We start from the raw sequence: 17272 nt of genomic DNA, 5'->3' as shown, positions 1-17272 counted from the left end.
GCGGTATGGAAAGGGCTTTAGAGGAGGGATGTCGCAGGACTGTGCCGCAGGGCAGGGGCGTTTGTCGGAAAATGTAACGGGGCGTATTGGGGTGAAGAGCCGACATAATTTATCCCTCTCCCTTGAGGGAGAGGGCTGCGCAGACTTGGCAGCTTGCTGCCTTAGTCGTAGCTGGGTGAGGGGGAAGCGACCTTGCGGAAACAGGTCAGCCTTGCGCCAATCCCCCTCATCCAACTTCGCCTAGGCTCCTTCGTCGCCAAGGCTGCGTATCCTTCTCCCTCCAAGGGAGAAGGGATGAAAGAAACTCGTCGTCAGCGCTCACCTACTCATGCCGCAAGGCGTCGATCGGGTTGAGCGCGGCCGCCCGACGGGCCGGGAAGTAACCGAACACCACGCCGATCGCCGCCGAGAAGAGGAAGGCGATGGCATTGACCTTCACGTCGAACAGGAAGGGCACCTGCATCAGCGGGGCGATGGCGACCGAAGCGATGAGGGCGAGGAACAGCCCGATCAGCCCGCCCAGGCAGGACAGGACGATCGCTTCGACCAGAAACTGCATCAGCACCTCGCGCGCGACCGCGCCGATAGCGAGGCGGATGCCGATTTCGCGCGTCCGCTCCGTCACCGATACCAGCATGATGTTCATGATGCCGATGCCGCCGACCAGCAGCGATATCGCCGCCACCGCGCCGACGATCTGGGTCAGGATGGTGGTCGTGCCGGTCAGCGTGTCGCTGATCTGCTTGGTGTCGAAGACGTTGAAATTATCCTCCTGCCCGTCCTTGATCTTGCGCCGTTCGCGCATCAGTTCCTCAAGGCTGGCCTGCACCGTGCTGGTATCATAGGCGTCGTCGACCGCGACCATGATCTGCGAAATGTCGCGGTCGCCGGTGAAGCGTCGCTGCACGAACTTGATCGGCATGACGACGACATCGTCCTGATCGCCGAAACCGCCCTGGCCGCGCGTGGCAAGGACGCCCACGACCTGACAGGATACGCCCTTGATCCGCATCCGCTGCCCGACCGGCTCGGCGCCCTGGAACAGGTTGGTGCGCACCGTATTGCCGATGATGCAGACGGATTTTCCCGCTTCCTCTTCTTCCGACAGGAACAGGCGGCCGTCCGCCACCTTCCACGATTGCACCTCAGAATAGGCCGATGTGGTGCCGTAGACGGTGGTGGACCAGTTATTGCCTTCATAGATGGCGGTGCCGCTGGACTGGACCACCGGCGCCACGGCGCGCACGCCGGTCAGCTGGTTTTCGATGGCGGTGAGGTCGCGTTCCTTGAAGTCGGGCGGACGCGGCCCGCCGCCGCCGCGGCCGAAGCCCTGTCCGGGGCGCAGTTGCAGCACATTGGCGCCCAGCGAACTGATCTGCTCCCGCACCGCTGCGGTCGCGCCATTGCCCAGCGTCACCATGGTGACGACTGCCGCCACGCCGATGATGATGCCCAGCGTGGTCAGGAAACTGCGCAGCTTGTGCCGGTTGATCGCGCGAAAAGCGAGGATGACGGTGGTGCCTAGCATCTTATTTCTCCTCCTCCCGGTGAGGGGGGAGGATAGGAAGCCTTGCCGCTTCAGCGGCTAGGCGAACTTGGAGAGGGGTGATCGGCGCCGAAGTCCGGTCAAGGCGCAGCCCCCTCATCCAACTCCGCCTAGGCTCGTTCCTCGCCAAGGCTCCATATCCTTCTCCCCCAAGGGGCGAAGGTTTTGCGGACATCATCCTCACGCCGCCACCCCCGCTTCGATGCTTTCGACCAGGCCGTCGCGGAAATGCACGATGGTGCGCGCGAAGGCGGCCATGTCCGGCTCATGCGTCACCATCAGCACGGTGATGCCGCTATTCTTGTTGAGGTCGGTCAGCAATTCCATGATCTCTACCGACCGTTGCGAATCGAGGTTGCCGGTCGGTTCGTCCGCCACCAGCACGTCGGGCTGGGTCACGATGGCGCGGGCGATGGCGACGCGCTGCTGCTGGCCGCCGGACAATTCTGCGGGCGTATGATCCCACCAGTCCTTCAGCCCCACCTTGTCGAGCGCGGCCATGCCCATTTCGTAGCGCAGCTTTTTGTCCTCGCCGCGATAGAGCAGGGGTAGTTCGACATTCTCCAGCGCGGTCGTGCGCGACAGCAGGTTGAAGCCCTGAAACACGAAGCCGAGATAGCGGCGGCGCAGCAGCGCACGCTGATCGCGGTCCAGCACCTCCACATGATGTCCCTTGAACAAATAGGTGCCGCCAGACGGCACGTCGAGGCAACCCAATATGTTCATCGTGGTCGACTTGCCCGACCCCGATGGTCCCATGACGGCGACGAAATCGCCCTGCTGGATGTCGAGATCGACACCTTTGAGCGCCTGAAACGCGGTCGGCCCTTCGCCATAGACTTTCGTCACGCCGCGCAACGAGATGATGGGCGAGGACATGATGGGATCGGGGGCCATGGCGATCAGGTTCCGCTCTGGCGACCGGTGCCGCGCGTTGCGGCAGGCGCGGCCTGTCCATCGGAGGGCGCGACCGGTGCCGTCTGCGGCGCGGCATCGCCCGAATTGCCGAGCTTGCCCACGCTCGCCGGCGTGCCGTCCGCGGCCGGATTGGCGTTGCGGCGGTCGCTCTTCGTATCGGCCCCAGCTTCAGCCTTATCATCCTCGACCGGCACCTGCTGGCCCGCCGCCAACTGCCCGGTGATGACGCGCATGCCGGTCTTCAGGTCGCCGCCGGTGATCGCGGTACGCGATCCGTCGCTGGCGCCCACGGTCACTTGCAGCGCCTTGGGACTGCCATCCTCGCCCACGACATAGACGGTCTGGCTGCTGCCGGCGCCGAATTTGACCTGGCGATTGGCGCCGCCGCGCCGCATCCGGCCGGGGCCGGGCAGGACGCTGGCGATGCCGCCGCCCTGCTTGCCAGCGCTGGGCTTGAAGCGCAGCGCGCTGTTGGGGACGAGCAGCACGTCGTGCAATTCCTGCGTCACGATGTCCGCCGTGGCGGTCATGCCGGGGCGCAGCGTTTCGTCCTTGTTGTTGACCGACAGCACCGCCGTATAGGCGACGACCGTGCCGGTGGTGCTGGTCGTGGTCGTGCTGGACGAGGAGGAGGAACTGCTGCTCGACGCGTTCGATCCGACATTCACCCGCGTGACCTTCGCCGGGAAGGTGCGGCCGGGAAAGGCGTCCACGGCGAAATTGGCGCTCTGGCCTTCCTTTACCTGACCCACGTCCGCTTCATCCACCGACACTTCGACCTCCATTTGGGTGAGGTCTTCGGCCAGCGTGAAGAGCACCGGCGCGTTCAGCGAGGCCGCGACGGTCTGGCCCGGCTCGATATCGCGCGACAGCACCACGCCGTTCACCGGCGACACGATCTGGGCGATCGACAGGTTGGTTTGGGCGGAGGACAGGCCTGCCTGCGACACGCGCACCTGCGCTTGCGCGGACCGCAAACTCGCAAGCGCGCCCTGATAATCGGCGCGGGCCGAATCCATCTCGGTCTTGGCCGGCACGCGGCCGCCCGATAGTTTGAATACGCTTTCCTGACGATCGAGGGTGGCTTTCGCCAGCGCGACCTGCGCCTGCGCCTGCGCGACGCTGGCCTGTGAAGAGGCCACCTGCGCCTGATTCTGGTTCACCGTGTCGACCAGGCGGCGGGTGTCCAGTTCGGCCAGCCTCTGCCCCTTGGTCACGCGATCGTTCACATCGACATAGACGGCCGTGATCTTGCCCGACTGTTCGGACCCGACATCGACCTGATTGATCGGCTTGAGGTTGCCGGTGGCAGAGACGCTGACGGTCAGGTCGCCCTGCCGCACTTCGCGGGTCGCGTAATTGGGCTTGTCCTCGCCCGAAAAACATCTGGCGACGAGCAGGATAAGGATCAGCAGGACGACGCCCGCGCCGCCCCGGATCACCCATTTGCGCCATGGTTTCTGCGGCTTTTCGCCGAGGAAGTCGCTCAGATCCTTGTCCGGGGTCACATCATTGCTCATCGTTTTGGCCATTTGGGGGGCGATCGTCCATGTTCTGCCAGCCGCCACCCAGTGCGTTGTAAAGCTGGGCGATGGCCAGAACCTCGTCGGATTGCGCGGAAGCCAGGCTGTTGCGCGCGTTCAATAAAGTGGTTTCGCTGGTCGACAGCGTCTGGAAGTCGATCAGGCCGACCTGATACTGGCTGCGCGCCAAAATGGCGGCATTGTTCGACGCGTCGTAAGCGGTGGCGAATTCGACCTTGCGCCGCCGCGCGCTGTCGAGCGAGGCCATCGCATTTTCGACATCCTCCAGCGCGGTGAGGACGCTCTGCTTGTAAGCGGCGAAGGCGGCGTCGGTCGCGGCCTTTTGCGACCGGACCTGCGAGCGGAGCCGGCCGCCGTCGAAAATGGTTTGCGCCACATTGCCGAAGACGCCGCCAGTGATCAGGCTGAACAAATCTTTGAAGGCGTTGGATGTGGTGCCGATATTGCCGCTGATGCCGAGCGAGGGGTAAAGCTGCGCCTGCGCGACGCCGATCCGCGCGGTCGCGGCCGCCAGCGCACGTTCGGCGCTGCGTATGTCGGGCCGCTGGCGCAGCGTGTCGGCGGGGATGCCGGTCGCGATCTGCGTCGTCGCGACGGGAATAGGGGCAGGGGTTTCCAGCGTGCGGGTCGCTTCGCCCGGCGCCTGGCCTGTCAGCACGGCGATGCGGTTGAGGCTGCCGCGCAGGCTGGCTTCCAGTTGCGGCACGCTGGCGTTGGTTTGGGCCAGTTGCGCCTTGGCCTGCTGCTCGTCCAGTGACGACACAAGGCCGGCCTGCAAGCGCCAGCCGGCGATGTCATAATTATCCTTCTGCACCGCCTGCGTCTCACGCGCGATCGTCAGCTGCTGTTGCGCCAGGCGCGCCTGCACATAGTTGGTGACCAGTTCGGATATGATGGTCATCCGCACATTGGCGAGGTCATAGCCCGACGCGGCGAGGTCCGCCCGTGCGGCCTCCGACGTGCGGGACAGTTCGCCGAACAGGTCGACCTGCCAGCTGGCATTGGCCCGCGCCGAATAGCTGCTGGACCAGTTGGACGATCCGCCGCCGATCGGGTTGCCGCTGCTGTCGAGGCGACCACCGGCATCCTGGCTGCTATAGTTGCGCCCGCCCGTGGCGGACCCGCTGACTTGCGGCAGGAAGCTGGCATTGGCCTGGCGCAGGCTCTCGCGCGCCTGCCGCAATCGGGCCTGCGCCTGCACGATATCCAGATTGTTGGCGATCGCATTGTCGATCAGGCTGCTGAGCGCCGGGTCGTTGAGCCGCGTCCACCATGTCGCCAGATCGGTGTCGCTCAGTGCGGCACTATCTCCCTGACTATAGGTGGCCGGCACGCCCAGCGCACTCGTCTGCGGCGCGTGATAATTCGGCCCCGCTGCGCAGGCGGACAGCATGAGCGCCGTCCCGCTGATCCATGCAAAGCGATATCGCACCTTTTCCTAGCACTCCGTCATCGTTAAAGGGGCCGCCACGCGCCATCCTGCGAGGGAATGGCAGACGTCCATGCTCTGACTGCCGCAGGGCTATGTACGTCTCAATGACATTTATGTCTCAAAGTGTAACGATTTTATATTTCAGCGCTTTTCGGCAGGCGCGCTGCGTTGGAGATAATCATGCGGGCATTTCTTTTTCCGGGGCAGGGCAGCCAGTCGGTGGGCATGGGCAAGGCTTTGGCGGACGCCAGCCCGGCGGCGAAGGCATTGTTTCAGGAGGTCGATGACGCCCTGTCGCAGCATTTGTTCCGCATCATGGTGGAAGGGCCGGACAGCGACCTGACCCTGACGGAGAATGCTCAGCCCGCGATCATGGCCAACGCCATCGCCACGCTGCGCGTGATGCAGAAGGAAGGCGGCTTTTCGATCAGCGACAAGGGCGACTATGTCGCGGGCCATTCGCTGGGCGAATATAGCGCTCTCTGTGCGGTCGAGGCGTTCGACATCGCCACCACCGCGCGCTTGCTCAAGCTGCGCGGTCAGGCGATGCAGGCCGCCGTGCCGGTGGGCGAAGGTGCGATGGCTGCGCTGCTGGGCGCGGACATCGAAAAGGCACAGGCATTGGCTGATGCCGCTGCGCAAGGCGAAGTCTGCACCGTCGCCAACGACAATGACCCCTCGCAGGTCGTGATTTCCGGCCATCGCGGCGCGATCGAGCGTGCGGTGGCGCTGGTGAAGGACCATGGCATCAAGCGCGGCGTGCTGCTGCCGGTGTCGGCGCCCTTCCACTGCCCGCTGATGCAGCCGGCCGCCGAGGCGATGCAGGAGGCGCTGGCCAAGGCCGCGATCAACGCGCCGCTGCTGCCGGTCTACGCCAATGTGCTGGCCGCGCCGATCGCCGATCCGGAAGACATCAAGGCGCGTCTGGTGGAACAGGTGACGGGCCGCGTCCGCTGGCGCGAATCCGTCGCCGCCATGTGGGATGCGGGCGTGACCGAATTCGTCGAAATCGGCGGAAAGGTGCTGGGCCCCATGGTCAATCGCATCGCGCCGGACGCGACCGTGCGCAGCATCGTGACGATGGACGATATCGAGGGCGCACTGGCGGCGTTTTAAACCTTCCCCGTCATCCCCGCGCAGGCGGGGATCCATCTCCCGACGGCGCAACAGGCCGAAAGGTCAGGAGATGGGTTCCCGCTTTGACCTGCGGTCGCCCTTCGGGTCGCGGGAATGACGAACAGATTTGGATGAAAGGCATCTTTATGTTCGACCTTACAGGCATGACCGCGCTGGTGACTGGCGCTTCCGGTGGCATCGGGTCTTCGATCGCCAGGGCGCTGGCGGCGCGCGGTGCGACGCTCGCGCTGTCGGGCAGCAATGAGGACAAGCTCAAGGCTTTCGCTGCCGAACTGGGCGGCGATCACAAAACTCTGGTGTGCAACCTCAGCGATCCGGCCTCGGTCGATGCGCTGGTGCCGCAGGCGGTGGAAGCATTGGGCGGCAAGGTCGATATCCTCGTCAACAATGCCGGTATCACCCGCGACAATTTGATCCTGCGCATGAAGGATGAGGAATGGCGCGATGTCATTTCGGTCAATCTGGAAGCCGCTTTCCGCCTGGTCCGTGCCGCCGCCAAGCCGATGATGAAGGCGCGCTTCGGCCGCATCATTTCCATCACCTCGGTCGTGGGCGTCACCGGCAATCCGGGGCAGGCCAATTATTGCGCGTCGAAGGCAGGCATCATCGGCATGTCCAAGTCGCTGGGGCAGGAACTGGCGAGCCGTGGCATCACCGTCAACTGCGTGGCGCCGGGCTTCATCCGCTCTGCCATGACCGATGCGCTGAACGACACGCAAAAGGGCGCGATCCTGACGAAGATCCCGGCCGGCGATCTGGGCAGCGGCGACGATATCGGCGCCGCGGTCGTCTATCTGGCGAGCAAGGAAGCGGGCTACGTGACCGGCCAGACGCTGCATGTGAATGGCGGCATGGCGATGATCTGATCGCGTCGCGCGACAGGATGGAAAAGGGGCCGGGCGCTGCGCGTTCCGGCCCTTTTAATATCCCGCCCGTTTCAGCACCTGCTTCACTGCCGCAATGGTCTTCACCTTCGCCACCGTGTCCGACCCGTCGCGCCGCCCGCAATCGCACGCATATTGTTTGAACAATCGCTCGGCCGCCGCGACAGGGCGCAGCGCGCTCTGGCCCGGCTTCCAGTCGTCCAATATGCGGATGCCGTACATGGTGCCGCTGACGTCATAATGGCGGATGTCCCAGGCGAGGATGACGATCAGTTCGCGCGCCTCGTCCCGGTCCGCATTGGCAAAGCCGATGGCCAGGATGCGGGGCACGCCGCCTTCCTGCTCGCCGACCGTGACCTGAACCGGCGCGCGGGCCATCTGCTCGTCCAGCATCACCAGCTGCCGTTCGTCCTCGTCCGGCTTGCCGGTCAGATAGTCCGCGAACACCCATGGCCGGCCATTCCATGTCGCCGGGGTAACGTTCACCGCATCGGCCGGCAGGCCAAGCTTCTGCGCTGCGCGATGTTGCGCGCTGGCGGCATGCGCGGCGCCCGGCTGCGCTGTGGCCGCCATCATCAGCAGCGCTGACCCCCATATCACAAGCATATCCTCCGCAGCATCAGGTCGGGCCATGGTAACGCAGCATTCCACCTGCGGTCCAGACGCCGGGGTGCCCCATGGCGTGCGAATCTGCCGCACCGCTGGTGGCCGCGAAGGGGGCAGGAGGCCGATGATCGCCCTTGCTAGCGACAGGAAAGACACCGATCGCTCAGGGGGCGGCATGACAGGTGAATCGGGTTGGGGGCAGGGCGCCATGGTGCCCCCACGCCCGCGAAGTCGCTGAAATTCCGGAAAATCGACTGTTTTCATGTGACAAAAGGGCGGTTTTTATGGCTTCAACCTTGCCAGAGCGAATGAAGGGGCTTGGCGGCCTTGCCTCTTGCCTCTATCGGAGCTTGGCACTAGGGCAATGCCTTAACGGTTATTCAGAACCACCAACGATACCCAGTAAGAAGGACCACTCATGAGTGAGACCGCGGATCGCGTAAAGAAAATCGTCGTCGAGCATCTGGGCGTTGAAGCCGAGAAGGTGACCGAGGACGCCAGCTTCATTGACGATCTGGGCGCGGACAGCCTGGACATCGTCGAACTGGTGATGGCGTTCGAAGAAGAATTCGGCGTCGAAATCCCCGACGACGCTGCCGAGAAGATCGCCACCGTCAAGGACGCGATCGACTATATCGACAGCAAGCAGTAAGGCGTTTTGCGGCCCGCGCGTCGTTCGCTCGGGCCGCCCTGCGCGTTAGGAAATGGCTCCTCCTGTCCGGTGACCCCGGAGCGCGGGGAGCCTTTTCGTATCTGGTGCGCCGTTCACAAATCCGGTTCAAGCGACTAGATGGAACGGCGTTGAGCCAAAGAGAATATTTCGGAGCAAGCATATGCGTCGCGTCGTCGTAACCGGCCTTGGCATGGTCAGCCCGCTGGGCGGGAATGTCGAAACCAGCTGGAAGAATATCATTGCTTCCAAATCGGGCGCGGCCACCATCGCCCGCTTCGACGCCAGCGAATATAAATGCCGCATCGCCTGCGAAGTGAAACCGGTGGGTCATGAATATGGCTATGACGCCAGCCTGGACGTCGATCACAAGATCCAGCGTCAGGTCGATCCCTTCATCGTCTATGGCATTTCCGCCGCCAGCGAAGCGCTGCGCGATGCGGGCCTGGACAATATGTCGGAAGAAGAACGACTGCGCGCCGGTTGCTCGATCGGTTCGGGCATCGGTGGTCTGCCGGGCATCGAAAGCGAATCGCAGGTGCTGGCCACCAAGGGGCCGAGCCGCGTGTCGCCGCACTTCGTCCATGGTCGCCTGATCAACCTGATCTCCGGCCAGGTGTCGATCAAATATGGCCTGATGGGGCCGAACCATGCGGTCGTCACCGCCTGTTCGACCGGCGCCCACTCGATCGGCGACGCCGCGCGCATGATCGCGATGGACGATGCCGACGTCATGCTGGCGGGCGGCGCGGAAAGCGCGATCTGCCCGATCGGCATCGCCGGCTTCGCCCAGGCGCGCGCGCTCAGCACCAATTTCAACGACACGCCGGAAAAGGCGAGCCGTCCCTATGACGTCAACCGTGACGGCTTCGTCATGGGCGAAGGCGCGGGCGTGGTCGTGCTCGAAGAATATGAGCATGCCAAGAAGCGTGGCGCGAAAATCTATGCCGAAGTCATCGGTTACGGCCTGTCGGGCGACGCGTACCACGTCACCGCCCCGCATCCCGAAGGCTCGGGTGGCTTCCGTTCGATGCAGATGGCGCTCAAAAAGTCGGGCCTCAGCCTTGAGGACATCGACTATGTGAACGCGCACGGCACCTCGACCCCGCTGGGCGACGAGCTGGAACTGGGCGCGGTCAAGCGTCTGTTCGGCGACAACCTGTCCACCATGTCGATGTCCTCCACCAAGTCGGCCATCGGGCATCTGCTGGGCGGCGCGGGCGCGGTGGAGAGCATCTTCTGCATCCTCGCCATGCGCGACCAGATCGTGCCGCCGACGCTGAACCTCGATGAACCGAGCGAAAGCTGCAAGGGCGTGGACCTGGTCCCGCACGTCGCCAAGGAACGCAAGGTGCGCGCGGTTCTGAACAACTCGTTCGGCTTCGGCGGCACCAACGCCTCGCTCATCATGAAGGCGATCTGACAATGATGGCCCGGCCCGTTTCGTTGTTCCCCGGCGAAGGCCGGGGTCCAGCAGCGGCGTCCGAACTGCACCCCGGCTTTCGCCGGGGAACGTGCTAATCCATGGCAAGACGATCCGGCAATCCGATGCGCCGCCTGGGCTGCGTCGTCCTTCTGATAGGCCTCGCCGTCGCGGCTTTCATCGGCTTTCGCTTCGTCTATGGCTGGAGCGAACAGGGACCGGCGACGCAGGACGTCAGCGTCATCGTGCCCGAAGGATCGACCCTGTCCGACGCGGCGGTCCTGCTGAAACAGGCGGGCGCCGTGCGCTCCGCCGACGCTTTCCTGACGCGGGCCAAGGTTTTCGGCGCGGGCAAATCGATCAAGGCGGGCGAATTCACCATCCCCGCCGGCGCCAGCAACAGCGACATCCTCTCCATCCTGCAAGGCGGCAAGACGCTCACCCGCCTCGTCACCATACCCGAGGGGATGCCCTCCATCCTGGTCTACGAGCGGTTGATGGCCAACGACCAGCTGACCGGCGATATCAAGGTGCCGGAGGAAGGCAGCGTTCTGCCCGACAGCTATGCCTTCGACAAGGGCGAGCCGCGTGCCGCCGTGCTGAAACGCATGCAGGCGGCGATGGACAAGCTGCTCGCGCAACTCTGGGCCGAGCGGGGGCAGGGGCTGGTGGTGAAGACCCCGCGTGAGGCCGTCATCCTGGCCAGCATCGTCGAAAAGGAAACCGGCGTTCCCGCGGAACGGCCGACGGTCGCGGGCGTCTATGCCAACCGCCTGCGCACCAACATGATGTTGCAGGCGGACCCGACGATCATCTACCCGATCACCAAGGGCAAGCCACTGGGGCGCCGCATCCGCAAGTCGGAAATCGCGGCGGTGAACGATTACAACACTTATGCGATGGTTGGCCTGCCCAAGGGGCCGATCGCCAATCCGGGGCGCTTGTCCATCCTCGCGGTGTTGCATCCGGCGCAGACCAAGGCGTTATACTTCGTGGCCGACGGCAAGGGCGGCCATATCTTCGCCGACACCTACCAGCAGCATAATGAAAATGTGCGCAAATGGTTCGAAATCCGCCGCGCGCGCGGGGAGCTTTGACGATATTTAGCGGATGATCCCCTTCGCCCGCTGCGCGCTGGCATAGCGCCATTGCACGATCGCGATGACGAAGATTAGGATCGGAAAGGCGGTCGCCACCATCACGCCCTTGATCGCGATGATCGGCGTGGCGGCAAAGACATAGCCGAACTGCACCACCACCGCGATCAACGACAACAGGAACAGCTGCACCGCCGCCTGTTTGCGCAGCAGCAGGAAGAGCGCGCCGCCAAATCCGGCCAGCACCGCGATGCCATAATCCAGCCATAGCCAGGCAGGCATGGCGGCGAAAATCTGCGCGCCGCCGGGATCCGTTTTGGCCAGTGCGTTCAGGTCCATCAGATATTGCATGACGAAGGAGGCAATCCCCATCAGGTTCCAGAGCAGGAACGCGATGGCGATAAGGATGAAGGAACGCGGTGCCGACATGATGACTCCCTCCCGAAGCGACGGCCCGATGGTACGCAGCCGTTATGATCGCATCCTACGCCTGCTTGGCCGCCGACGGAAGCCCGTCCGATGAGCGCGCCGATCATCGTCACGGCGCTGTTGGGTGCGGCCGATTTCGCCTGGGCGGACGGCCTGCGCCGCGCGCATTTTCCGCCGGATCGCAATATCCTGTCCGCGCATCTGACGCTGTTCCACCATTTGCCGCCTTCCGCGCTGGAAGAGGTGTCCGCCCGCCTCAAACGGCTCTGCGCCGGGCCGCCGCCGCCTGCGCGGCTGACGGAGGTGATGTTGCTGGGCCCGGGCGTGGCGTTCCGTGTGGACAGCCCGGCGCTGATGGCGATGCGCGATGATCTGGCCGATGCCTTTGCGGGCCTGCTGACGCCGCAGGATCAGGCCCGCCCGCGCCTGCACATCACCGTCCAGAACAAGGTCGCGCCGGTCGAGGCAAAGGCGCTGGCGGCGATGCTCGGCCAGGATTTCCACCCGCGGCCGTTGAAGATCGTAGGCCTTGCCGCCTGGCATTATCGCGGCGGCCCTTGGGAACCGGCGATGAAGGCCATGTTCAGGGGGTGAGGGGTAATGGCCGGGGGAGGAGGGGAGCGGACGTCCGGTTGCCTTAGCCCTCTCCCGTTTTTCACGGGAGAGGGTTGGGTGAGGGTTTTTCTTCCGCACTTCCACAGCAGACCTCTATAAGGAAAAAAGACCCTCACCGACATCAACTAGGCAGCAAGCTGCCAAGTCTCCGTAGCCTCTCCCGTGAAAACGGGAGAGGGCAAGTGAAGTGCCCTCCACCTACCGCACCCAACCCTTACGCCAGCCCTACTTCCTTCAACGGCACGCTCGCATCGCCCAGCTGCGCCACGTCCAGCGCCGCACCGGCAATCACATGGGCGCGGCCCTGCACATAATCCTTGACCATGTTGACGCAATCCAGCGCGATCACCTTGCCGCCCTTCAGATACACGACCGAAAAGCTGCGGCTGGCCGGATCGCCGCGCGTGACGGTCTGGTCGAAACCGGTCGACAGGCCCACCGTCTGCAACTTCAGATCATATTGGTTCGACCAGAACCATGGCACGGCGTCATAGGCCTCCGCCTTGCCCAGGATATGCGCCACTGCGACCTTGGCCTGATCATTGGCATTCTGCACCGATTCCAGCCGCATCTGCGCGCCGCCGGCAAAGCGGTTCGCATGCGCCGCGCAATCGCCCACGGCATAGATGTCGGGCAGGCTGGTGCGGCAAAATTCATCCACATCCACGCCATTGCCACCGGCTGCGCCCGCCGCGATCAGCGGGCCGGTTTCGGGGATGATGCCGATGCCCACGATCACCATGTCGGTTTCGATCCGCTCGCCATCCTGCATCAGCACGGCGGTCGCCTTTCCGTCGGCGACTTCGATACAATCCATCCGCGCGCCGGTGCGCAGGTCCACGCCATGGGCGCGATGCTCCGCCTCGTAGAAGCGCGACAGGTCTTCGCCCGCCACGCGCGCCAGCACCCGGTCCAGCGCCTCCAGCAGCACGACCGTCTTGCCGAACTTCGACAATACGGCCGCAGCCTCCAGCCCGATATAGCCGCCGCCGATGATGGTCACATGGTTGATGCTGTCGATCTTCGCCATCATCGCGTCGACATCGTCGCGGCGGCGCACGGCATGGACATTATGCGCGTCCGCGCCATTGCAGGTCAGCATGCGTGGGCTGCCGCCGGTACACCAGATCAGCTTGCCATAGCCGATTTCCTCGTCGCCTATGGTCACGAACTTGCCTTCGGGATCGACACTCCTGACGCGCTTGCCCAGCAGCATGTCGATCTTGCGCTCGCCCCAGAAAGCGGCAGGGCGGATCAGGATGCGATCGAAGCTCTTGTCGCCCGCGAAATATTCCTTGGAAAGCGGCGGACGTTCGTAGGGCGGATATTGCTCGTCGCCGATCATGGCGACCGTGCCGTCGAAGCCAGCCTGTCGCAGCGCGATTCCCGCCTGCGCCCCCGCATGGCCCGCACCCACGATCAGAACGTCATAATAGCTCATGCCGCCAATATCCTCTTCTGCCCTATTCGGCAGGGTGATTGGCGCGCTTTGCCAGGAGAGGCAAGGAGGATGTGCGTTGTTGCAGTAATAAAATGGTAGCGGAGGAACGCTCACAACGGAAAGATACCTATCCCGAATTCTTTGCTAGGTTGATGATGTTGGCCATGCGGCCGGTAACTTCGATATCTACGCCACGGCCATCGGCTTTTGCCGTCAGGGTGATGGTGTCGATTAATTCTCGAATCGCTGCTGCTGCGCGTTCTCTGGCGGTGCCTTCGGTTGCAAGGGCAGCGTCCAGTTCGGCAATGTAGAGGCGGTAGCGGTCGGCCAGATCGCTCGACAATTCGAGCGGTACTGCTTCTTTCATCGCCGCAAGCTGGCGCTGGACGTCGGCCAGATCGGCGCGGGCGGTGCGCAGGCGATCCTTTACCTCCTGAAATTCGCCCGCGCCGTCAGCGATTGCATCGACCAGGCGCGTGACCTTGCTTTTGAGATCTGCCGCCTTGCGCTCCAAGGGTGCGCGATTTGACCCGGCTTCGGCCTGACGCTTGCGGATACCGATATTGTAGCGGTCCACAAAGAGTGCGACGGCTTCGGGATCGAGCAAGATATGCTTTATCTGGCCCAACACGCGCTGCTCATAGAGCCGCGTGGATATGGTGCGGGTATTGGTGCAGATGCCCTTTGCCTTGCGCGCAGAGCAGCCCCACTTGTCGGGACCGATAACGGTCCATGTGCCGCCACATTCGCCACATTTGCCGAGCTTCGACAGGAGGCGCTTAGGGCGCTTTTCCAGTTTGCGAATATCGCCGTCAAAAGCGGAATAGCGTTCTTCGATCGTCGCCCATTGTTCGTCTGAGACGATGCGGAGATGCGGCACTTCCATGAAGCGCCATTCGGTCACCGGGTTGACGCGCGCCACATAGCGCCGGGTCTTTGGATGATAGACCCGGCGCGTGCGGCCATAGACCATGACACCACGATAGATATTGTTCCGCAGGATACCGTTGGCCCGGATACGGTCGCCATGAATCACATTCGTCGCCCATAGTTTTCCGCCGGGCGAGGGCACACCTTCCTCGTTCAAAGCCTTGACGATCGCGCGGGCCGATACGCCTGCGATCGTGTCGTCAAAGATACGGCGCACGATTGCGGCTTCCTCTTCGTTTACCTCCAAGATCCCGCGCACGATTTCCCCATCATCGCCGATCTTTTTGACAACGTTATAGCCATAGGCGAGACCACCAGCGTTGAAGCCGCGCCCATGCTGGCCGCGCTGGCCGCGCTTAATTTTCTCAGCCAGATCCTTCAAAAATCGTGCGTCCATCAAACCCTTGATGGTGCCGGTGATTTCATCGACATAGCCGTCGCTGAGCGTAAACAGGCGCGCGCCGAAGTGCTCCAGATGTTCGCGAATGGCGTGGGCATCACCGATGTGGCGGGCGATACGATCGGTTGCCTCAGCTAAGATCTGATCTACGTCGCCTCGCTCAACGCGGGCCAGCATGGCATTCAAGCCAGGGCGCTGCATTTCACTGATCCCGGCGCGGCCACTGACCTCATCATCGAAATAGGTGTCGATGACGGTCCAGCCTTCGCGGGCCGCCCGTTCCTGCATCGACGCCAACTGGTCGGCAGTCGAAAGCGGGTTTTGCAGATCCGATGAAAAGCGAGCATAGAGGATCGTGCGCATGTTTCAGCGCGTACCCTTCATTGACGCAGACCTGCTTTTGCGCGGCGTCGGAGCCGCGAACATAGCGATCTGACGGCCTTCGTTGGGGTGCGCCCGGTCCAGTGCGCGACAGGTCGCACACTCACAGATTGAAGGCGTGCGGCGCATCACTGGGCTTGCTCCCCCATTGCGGCGGCGATCTTGTGGAAGCGGCTGATGCAGGCGCTTTTGCTTTTGCCGATCATGCGGCCGATGGCAGTGAAGCCAGTGTCGGCTGCCAATGCGTCCATCATGATTGCATCCTGATCAGCCGACCAGTCTTTGAGACGCCGTTTCAGGATAACACCGGCAGTGCGCTTGCCGGTCTTCGCGATCGTGACGACACGGCCGCTGTTGCTGCGGTGGACGGCGATGAGGCCGGATACCTCAAGCAGGTTGATCAAACCGGATGGACCATTGCCGCTGGCATAACCGAGCATGTCGGCCAGTTCGGCATTGGTCGGACAGGTCGCGCCAGCATTGGCCGCGCGTTCCAGAATCGCGAGGCAGAGGATGGCGCGATTGCCTTGCCGACGGCTGTTGAGGGAGGGCGCGGTCATGGCGGCGTCAGTTTGCGCTGGTGGGCCGGTGGCCCATCTGGATAAGGACGTCGCCCAAGGCGGCGATCGGCGTGTCGCCTTCGCCCACGGCGCGCTGTGTGCCACGGTCGCGGCCGACGACGCCCCACCACTTCGCCGTCTTCTTATGAAAAGCGATGGTCAGCATTTCGTCGGGGCGCAGATCGAGGTGATCGACGGACAGGCTGGTCATGTCAGCTGCACTCCCTCGTGGTCACCGCGCGCGGGGCGGCGGGGGCGGGCATGGCGGCGCGCAGGCGGGTGATGTCGCGATCGACCATCAGGTCGGCGAGGGCTTCGACAATGCGGGCGACGGCGGGGTCGAGGCTGAGGGGGCGGTGCTGTCCCATGGGACGGTATTCCTTATGCGGGTGGCGCGGGGTCAATCCGGCGCAGTTGGACGGACGCCCGGCAGGATGCCGGGCGCTGCACATCACTCCATGCCGAGGGCGGCCAGATAGGTCTGGAGGATGGCCTCCATTTCCTGCCGGTCGTGTGGCTGCATCTTCCGCAGGCGCACGATCGTCTTCATGATTTTGGGATCGTAGCCGGTCGCTTTGGCCTCCAGATAGACATCCTTGATGTCGTCTCCGATGCCCTTCTTTTCCTCTTCAAGGCGTTCGACACGCTCGATCATCAAGCGCAGCTGATCCGCTGCGACGTTCTTTTCCGACATGTTCAATTTCCCTTTTGGTTGGTGAGCGCCCAGGCGATGATGAAGGGCGCGACGAGGATGGCGGCGAGGATCAGGATGACCCGGACGAAGGCGTTCATGCGGCCGCCTGCCGTTCGCAGCGCGTGCAGATCGTCGTGTCGTCCCGCGACCAACTGGTGAAGCCGTCCGCGCAGTCCGGGACTTCGGTGCGTTCGTCCCATCCGCAGCGCTGACAAAGGCGCGGATGCTGGTGCGGGGGCAGGTCCGCTAACTGGCGATAGACATCGTCGCTGAACGGCATGGCGACATTGAGGTCAGCCACGATGCTGATGCGCATGCCGGTCGTTTCTAGCAGGCGCAGATGCCGTTCGTAGGCGCGGCCACCCAGCGCCTGCGCCACCTGCCCGACGGACAAGCCAGCGGCCCGGCGGCGCATGGCGACATAGTCCCATGGATGAATGACCGGGGTGGGCGCGGGGGAGCGCGAAAGATTGGCGTGATGCATGATCGAAACTCCTGTTCTTTGGGCAAGGAAAGGGCGTTTCCGGCAGCGGGGGTGCGCCGGATGATAGGTTGTCGGTGTGGG

At 63.6% G+C, this 17272-nt stretch carries 19 protein-coding genes; 6 read left to right on the top strand and 13 right to left on the bottom strand.

The window, feature by feature from the left end; translation table 11 throughout:
* Nucleotides 1-322: 322 nt before the first annotated feature.
* The 4 genes from F4U95_RS03685 to F4U95_RS03670 form a co-directional block, all read right to left on the bottom strand.
* A complete protein-coding gene (locus F4U95_RS03685) occupies nucleotides 323-1528 on the bottom strand; it encodes an ABC transporter permease (RefSeq protein ID WP_120249579.1) in 1206 nt (401 codons plus the stop codon).
* Between the two features lie 198 nt (nucleotides 1529-1726).
* The gene (locus F4U95_RS03680) at nucleotides 1727-2428 is read right to left on the bottom strand and encodes an ABC transporter ATP-binding protein (RefSeq protein ID WP_150424774.1); all 702 of its coding nucleotides are present in this window, start codon (nucleotides 2426-2428) and stop codon (nucleotides 1727-1729) included.
* A 20-nt stretch (nucleotides 2429-2448) separates the two neighbouring features.
* On the bottom strand, nucleotides 2449-3984 hold the full coding sequence (locus tag F4U95_RS03675) for an efflux RND transporter periplasmic adaptor subunit (protein ID WP_150424616.1): 1536 nt from the start codon (nucleotides 3982-3984) through the stop codon (nucleotides 2449-2451).
* Nucleotides 3974-5440, bottom strand: coding sequence for an efflux transporter outer membrane subunit (locus F4U95_RS03670; RefSeq protein ID WP_150424615.1), 1467 nt, complete (start codon nucleotides 5438-5440; stop codon nucleotides 3974-3976). Before F4U95_RS03670 ends, F4U95_RS03675 begins: the two co-directional genes overlap by 11 nt.
* A 180-nt stretch (nucleotides 5441-5620) precedes the next feature.
* On the opposite strand from F4U95_RS03670, the gene fabD reads away from it, so the two are divergent.
* Complete coding sequence (fabD, locus tag F4U95_RS03665; protein WP_150424614.1) at nucleotides 5621-6556, top strand: ACP S-malonyltransferase; 936 nt, start codon at nucleotides 5621-5623, stop codon at nucleotides 6554-6556.
* Between the two features lie 146 nt (nucleotides 6557-6702).
* Nucleotides 6703-7443, top strand: coding sequence for a 3-oxoacyl-[acyl-carrier-protein] reductase (gene fabG, locus F4U95_RS03660; RefSeq protein WP_120249584.1), 741 nt, complete (start codon nucleotides 6703-6705; stop codon nucleotides 7441-7443).
* A 54-nt stretch (nucleotides 7444-7497) separates the two neighbouring features.
* Here fabG and F4U95_RS03655 read toward each other — a convergent pair whose 3' ends face one another.
* The gene (locus tag F4U95_RS03655; RefSeq protein ID WP_150443114.1) at nucleotides 7498-8037 is read right to left on the bottom strand and encodes a hypothetical protein; all 540 of its coding nucleotides are present in this window, start codon (nucleotides 8035-8037) and stop codon (nucleotides 7498-7500) included.
* A gap of 448 nt (nucleotides 8038-8485) precedes the next feature.
* On the opposite strand from F4U95_RS03655, the gene F4U95_RS03650 reads away from it, so the two are divergent.
* From F4U95_RS03650 to mltG, 3 genes are all read left to right on the top strand, one after another.
* Nucleotides 8486-8719 carry an acyl carrier protein gene (locus F4U95_RS03650; protein WP_007689016.1) on the top strand — a complete coding sequence of 78 codons (234 nt, stop codon included), beginning with the start codon at nucleotides 8486-8488 and terminating at the stop codon, nucleotides 8717-8719.
* A gap of 181 nt (nucleotides 8720-8900) precedes the next feature.
* A complete protein-coding gene (fabF, locus tag F4U95_RS03645; RefSeq protein WP_120249586.1) occupies nucleotides 8901-10160 on the top strand; it encodes a beta-ketoacyl-ACP synthase II in 1260 nt (419 codons plus the stop codon).
* 125 nt (nucleotides 10161-10285) lie between these two features.
* Nucleotides 10286-11257: an endolytic transglycosylase MltG gene (gene mltG / locus F4U95_RS03640; protein WP_120249587.1), complete on the top strand. Its 972-nt coding sequence runs from the start codon at nucleotides 10286-10288 to the stop codon at nucleotides 11255-11257.
* 6 nt (nucleotides 11258-11263) lie between these two features.
* Here the strand turns inward: mltG and F4U95_RS03635 are convergent, their stop codons facing one another.
* Nucleotides 11264-11686: a sugar transporter gene (locus tag F4U95_RS03635; protein ID WP_150424612.1), complete on the bottom strand. Its 423-nt coding sequence runs from the start codon at nucleotides 11684-11686 to the stop codon at nucleotides 11264-11266.
* 90 nt (nucleotides 11687-11776) lie between these two features.
* Between F4U95_RS03635 and F4U95_RS03630 the strand changes: the two genes are divergently transcribed.
* Nucleotides 11777-12280: a 2'-5' RNA ligase family protein gene (locus F4U95_RS03630; protein ID WP_150424611.1), complete on the top strand. Its 504-nt coding sequence runs from the start codon at nucleotides 11777-11779 to the stop codon at nucleotides 12278-12280.
* Between the two features lie 235 nt (nucleotides 12281-12515).
* On the opposite strand, the gene F4U95_RS03625 is transcribed toward F4U95_RS03630, so the two are convergent.
* From F4U95_RS03625 to F4U95_RS03600, 7 genes are all read right to left on the bottom strand, one after another.
* Nucleotides 12516-13742, bottom strand: coding sequence for an NAD(P)/FAD-dependent oxidoreductase (locus F4U95_RS03625; protein WP_150424610.1), 1227 nt, complete (start codon nucleotides 13740-13742; stop codon nucleotides 12516-12518).
* Nucleotides 13743-13869: 127 nt separating this feature from the next.
* Nucleotides 13870-15435: a recombinase family protein gene (locus F4U95_RS03620; RefSeq protein ID WP_150424609.1), complete on the bottom strand. Its 1566-nt coding sequence runs from the start codon at nucleotides 15433-15435 to the stop codon at nucleotides 13870-13872.
* A 146-nt stretch (nucleotides 15436-15581) separates the two neighbouring features.
* The gene (locus F4U95_RS03615; RefSeq protein ID WP_150424608.1) at nucleotides 15582-16013 is read right to left on the bottom strand and encodes a hypothetical protein; all 432 of its coding nucleotides are present in this window, start codon (nucleotides 16011-16013) and stop codon (nucleotides 15582-15584) included.
* 7 nt (nucleotides 16014-16020) lie between these two features.
* Nucleotides 16021-16224, bottom strand: a complete 204-nt coding sequence (locus F4U95_RS03610) for a hypothetical protein (protein ID WP_150424607.1) — start codon at nucleotides 16222-16224, stop codon at nucleotides 16021-16023.
* A gap of 1 nt (nucleotide 16225) precedes the next feature.
* Nucleotides 16226-16381, bottom strand: a complete 156-nt coding sequence (locus F4U95_RS24540; protein ID WP_161600364.1) for a hypothetical protein — start codon at nucleotides 16379-16381, stop codon at nucleotides 16226-16228.
* 83 nt (nucleotides 16382-16464) lie between these two features.
* Entirely contained in the window at nucleotides 16465-16707 is a 243-nt protein-coding gene (locus tag F4U95_RS03605; RefSeq protein ID WP_150424606.1) for a DUF2312 domain-containing protein, read from the bottom strand.
* Nucleotides 16708-16801: 94 nt separating this feature from the next.
* Nucleotides 16802-17191 carry a hypothetical protein gene (locus tag F4U95_RS03600; protein ID WP_150424605.1) on the bottom strand — a complete coding sequence of 130 codons (390 nt, stop codon included), beginning with the start codon at nucleotides 17189-17191 and terminating at the stop codon, nucleotides 16802-16804.
* Between the last annotated feature and the right edge of the window lie 81 nt (nucleotides 17192-17272).

The organism is Sphingobium limneticum (assembly GCF_008710165.1).
Taxonomy (GTDB): domain Bacteria; phylum Pseudomonadota; class Alphaproteobacteria; order Sphingomonadales; family Sphingomonadaceae; genus Sphingobium; species Sphingobium limneticum.
Note: the sequence above shows the minus strand (reverse complement) of the source record. Positions and strands in the feature narration are given on the sequence as shown.

Excerpts from the sequence above, each read along its gene's own strand:
- F4U95_RS03650 (WP_007689016.1), top strand. The coding sequence starts at position 8,486 with ATGAGTGAGACCGCGGATCGCGTAAAGAAAATCGTCGTCGAGCATCTG.
- F4U95_RS03610 (WP_150424607.1), bottom strand. The coding sequence starts at position 16,224 with ATGACCAGCCTGTCCGTCGATCACCTCGATCTGCGCCCCGACGAAATG.
- F4U95_RS03675 (WP_150424616.1), bottom strand. The coding sequence starts at position 3,984 with ATGAGCAATGATGTGACCCCGGACAAGGATCTGAGCGACTTCCTCGGC.
- mltG (WP_120249587.1), top strand. The coding sequence starts at position 10,286 with ATGCGCCGCCTGGGCTGCGTCGTCCTTCTGATAGGCCTCGCCGTCGCG.
- fabG (WP_120249584.1), top strand. The coding sequence starts at position 6,703 with ATGTTCGACCTTACAGGCATGACCGCGCTGGTGACTGGCGCTTCCGGT.
- F4U95_RS24540 (WP_161600364.1), bottom strand. The coding sequence starts at position 16,381 with ATGGGACAGCACCGCCCCCTCAGCCTCGACCCCGCCGTCGCCCGCATT.
- fabF (WP_120249586.1), top strand. The coding sequence starts at position 8,901 with ATGCGTCGCGTCGTCGTAACCGGCCTTGGCATGGTCAGCCCGCTGGGC.
- F4U95_RS03630 (WP_150424611.1), top strand. The coding sequence starts at position 11,777 with ATGAGCGCGCCGATCATCGTCACGGCGCTGTTGGGTGCGGCCGATTTC.
- F4U95_RS03605 (WP_150424606.1), bottom strand. The coding sequence starts at position 16,707 with ATGTCGGAAAAGAACGTCGCAGCGGATCAGCTGCGCTTGATGATCGAG.
- F4U95_RS03625 (WP_150424610.1), bottom strand. The coding sequence starts at position 13,742 with ATGAGCTATTATGACGTTCTGATCGTGGGTGCGGGCCATGCGGGGGCG.
- F4U95_RS03615 (WP_150424608.1), bottom strand. The coding sequence starts at position 16,013 with ATGACCGCGCCCTCCCTCAACAGCCGTCGGCAAGGCAATCGCGCCATC.
- F4U95_RS03655 (WP_150443114.1), bottom strand. The coding sequence starts at position 8,037 with ATGATGGCGGCCACAGCGCAGCCGGGCGCCGCGCATGCCGCCAGCGCG.
- F4U95_RS03685 (WP_120249579.1), bottom strand. The coding sequence starts at position 1,528 with ATGCTAGGCACCACCGTCATCCTCGCTTTTCGCGCGATCAACCGGCAC.
- F4U95_RS03600 (WP_150424605.1), bottom strand. The coding sequence starts at position 17,191 with ATGCATCACGCCAATCTTTCGCGCTCCCCCGCGCCCACCCCGGTCATT.
- F4U95_RS03620 (WP_150424609.1), bottom strand. The coding sequence starts at position 15,435 with ATGCGCACGATCCTCTATGCTCGCTTTTCATCGGATCTGCAAAACCCG.
- fabD (WP_150424614.1), top strand. The coding sequence starts at position 5,621 with ATGCGGGCATTTCTTTTTCCGGGGCAGGGCAGCCAGTCGGTGGGCATG.
- F4U95_RS03635 (WP_150424612.1), bottom strand. The coding sequence starts at position 11,686 with ATGTCGGCACCGCGTTCCTTCATCCTTATCGCCATCGCGTTCCTGCTC.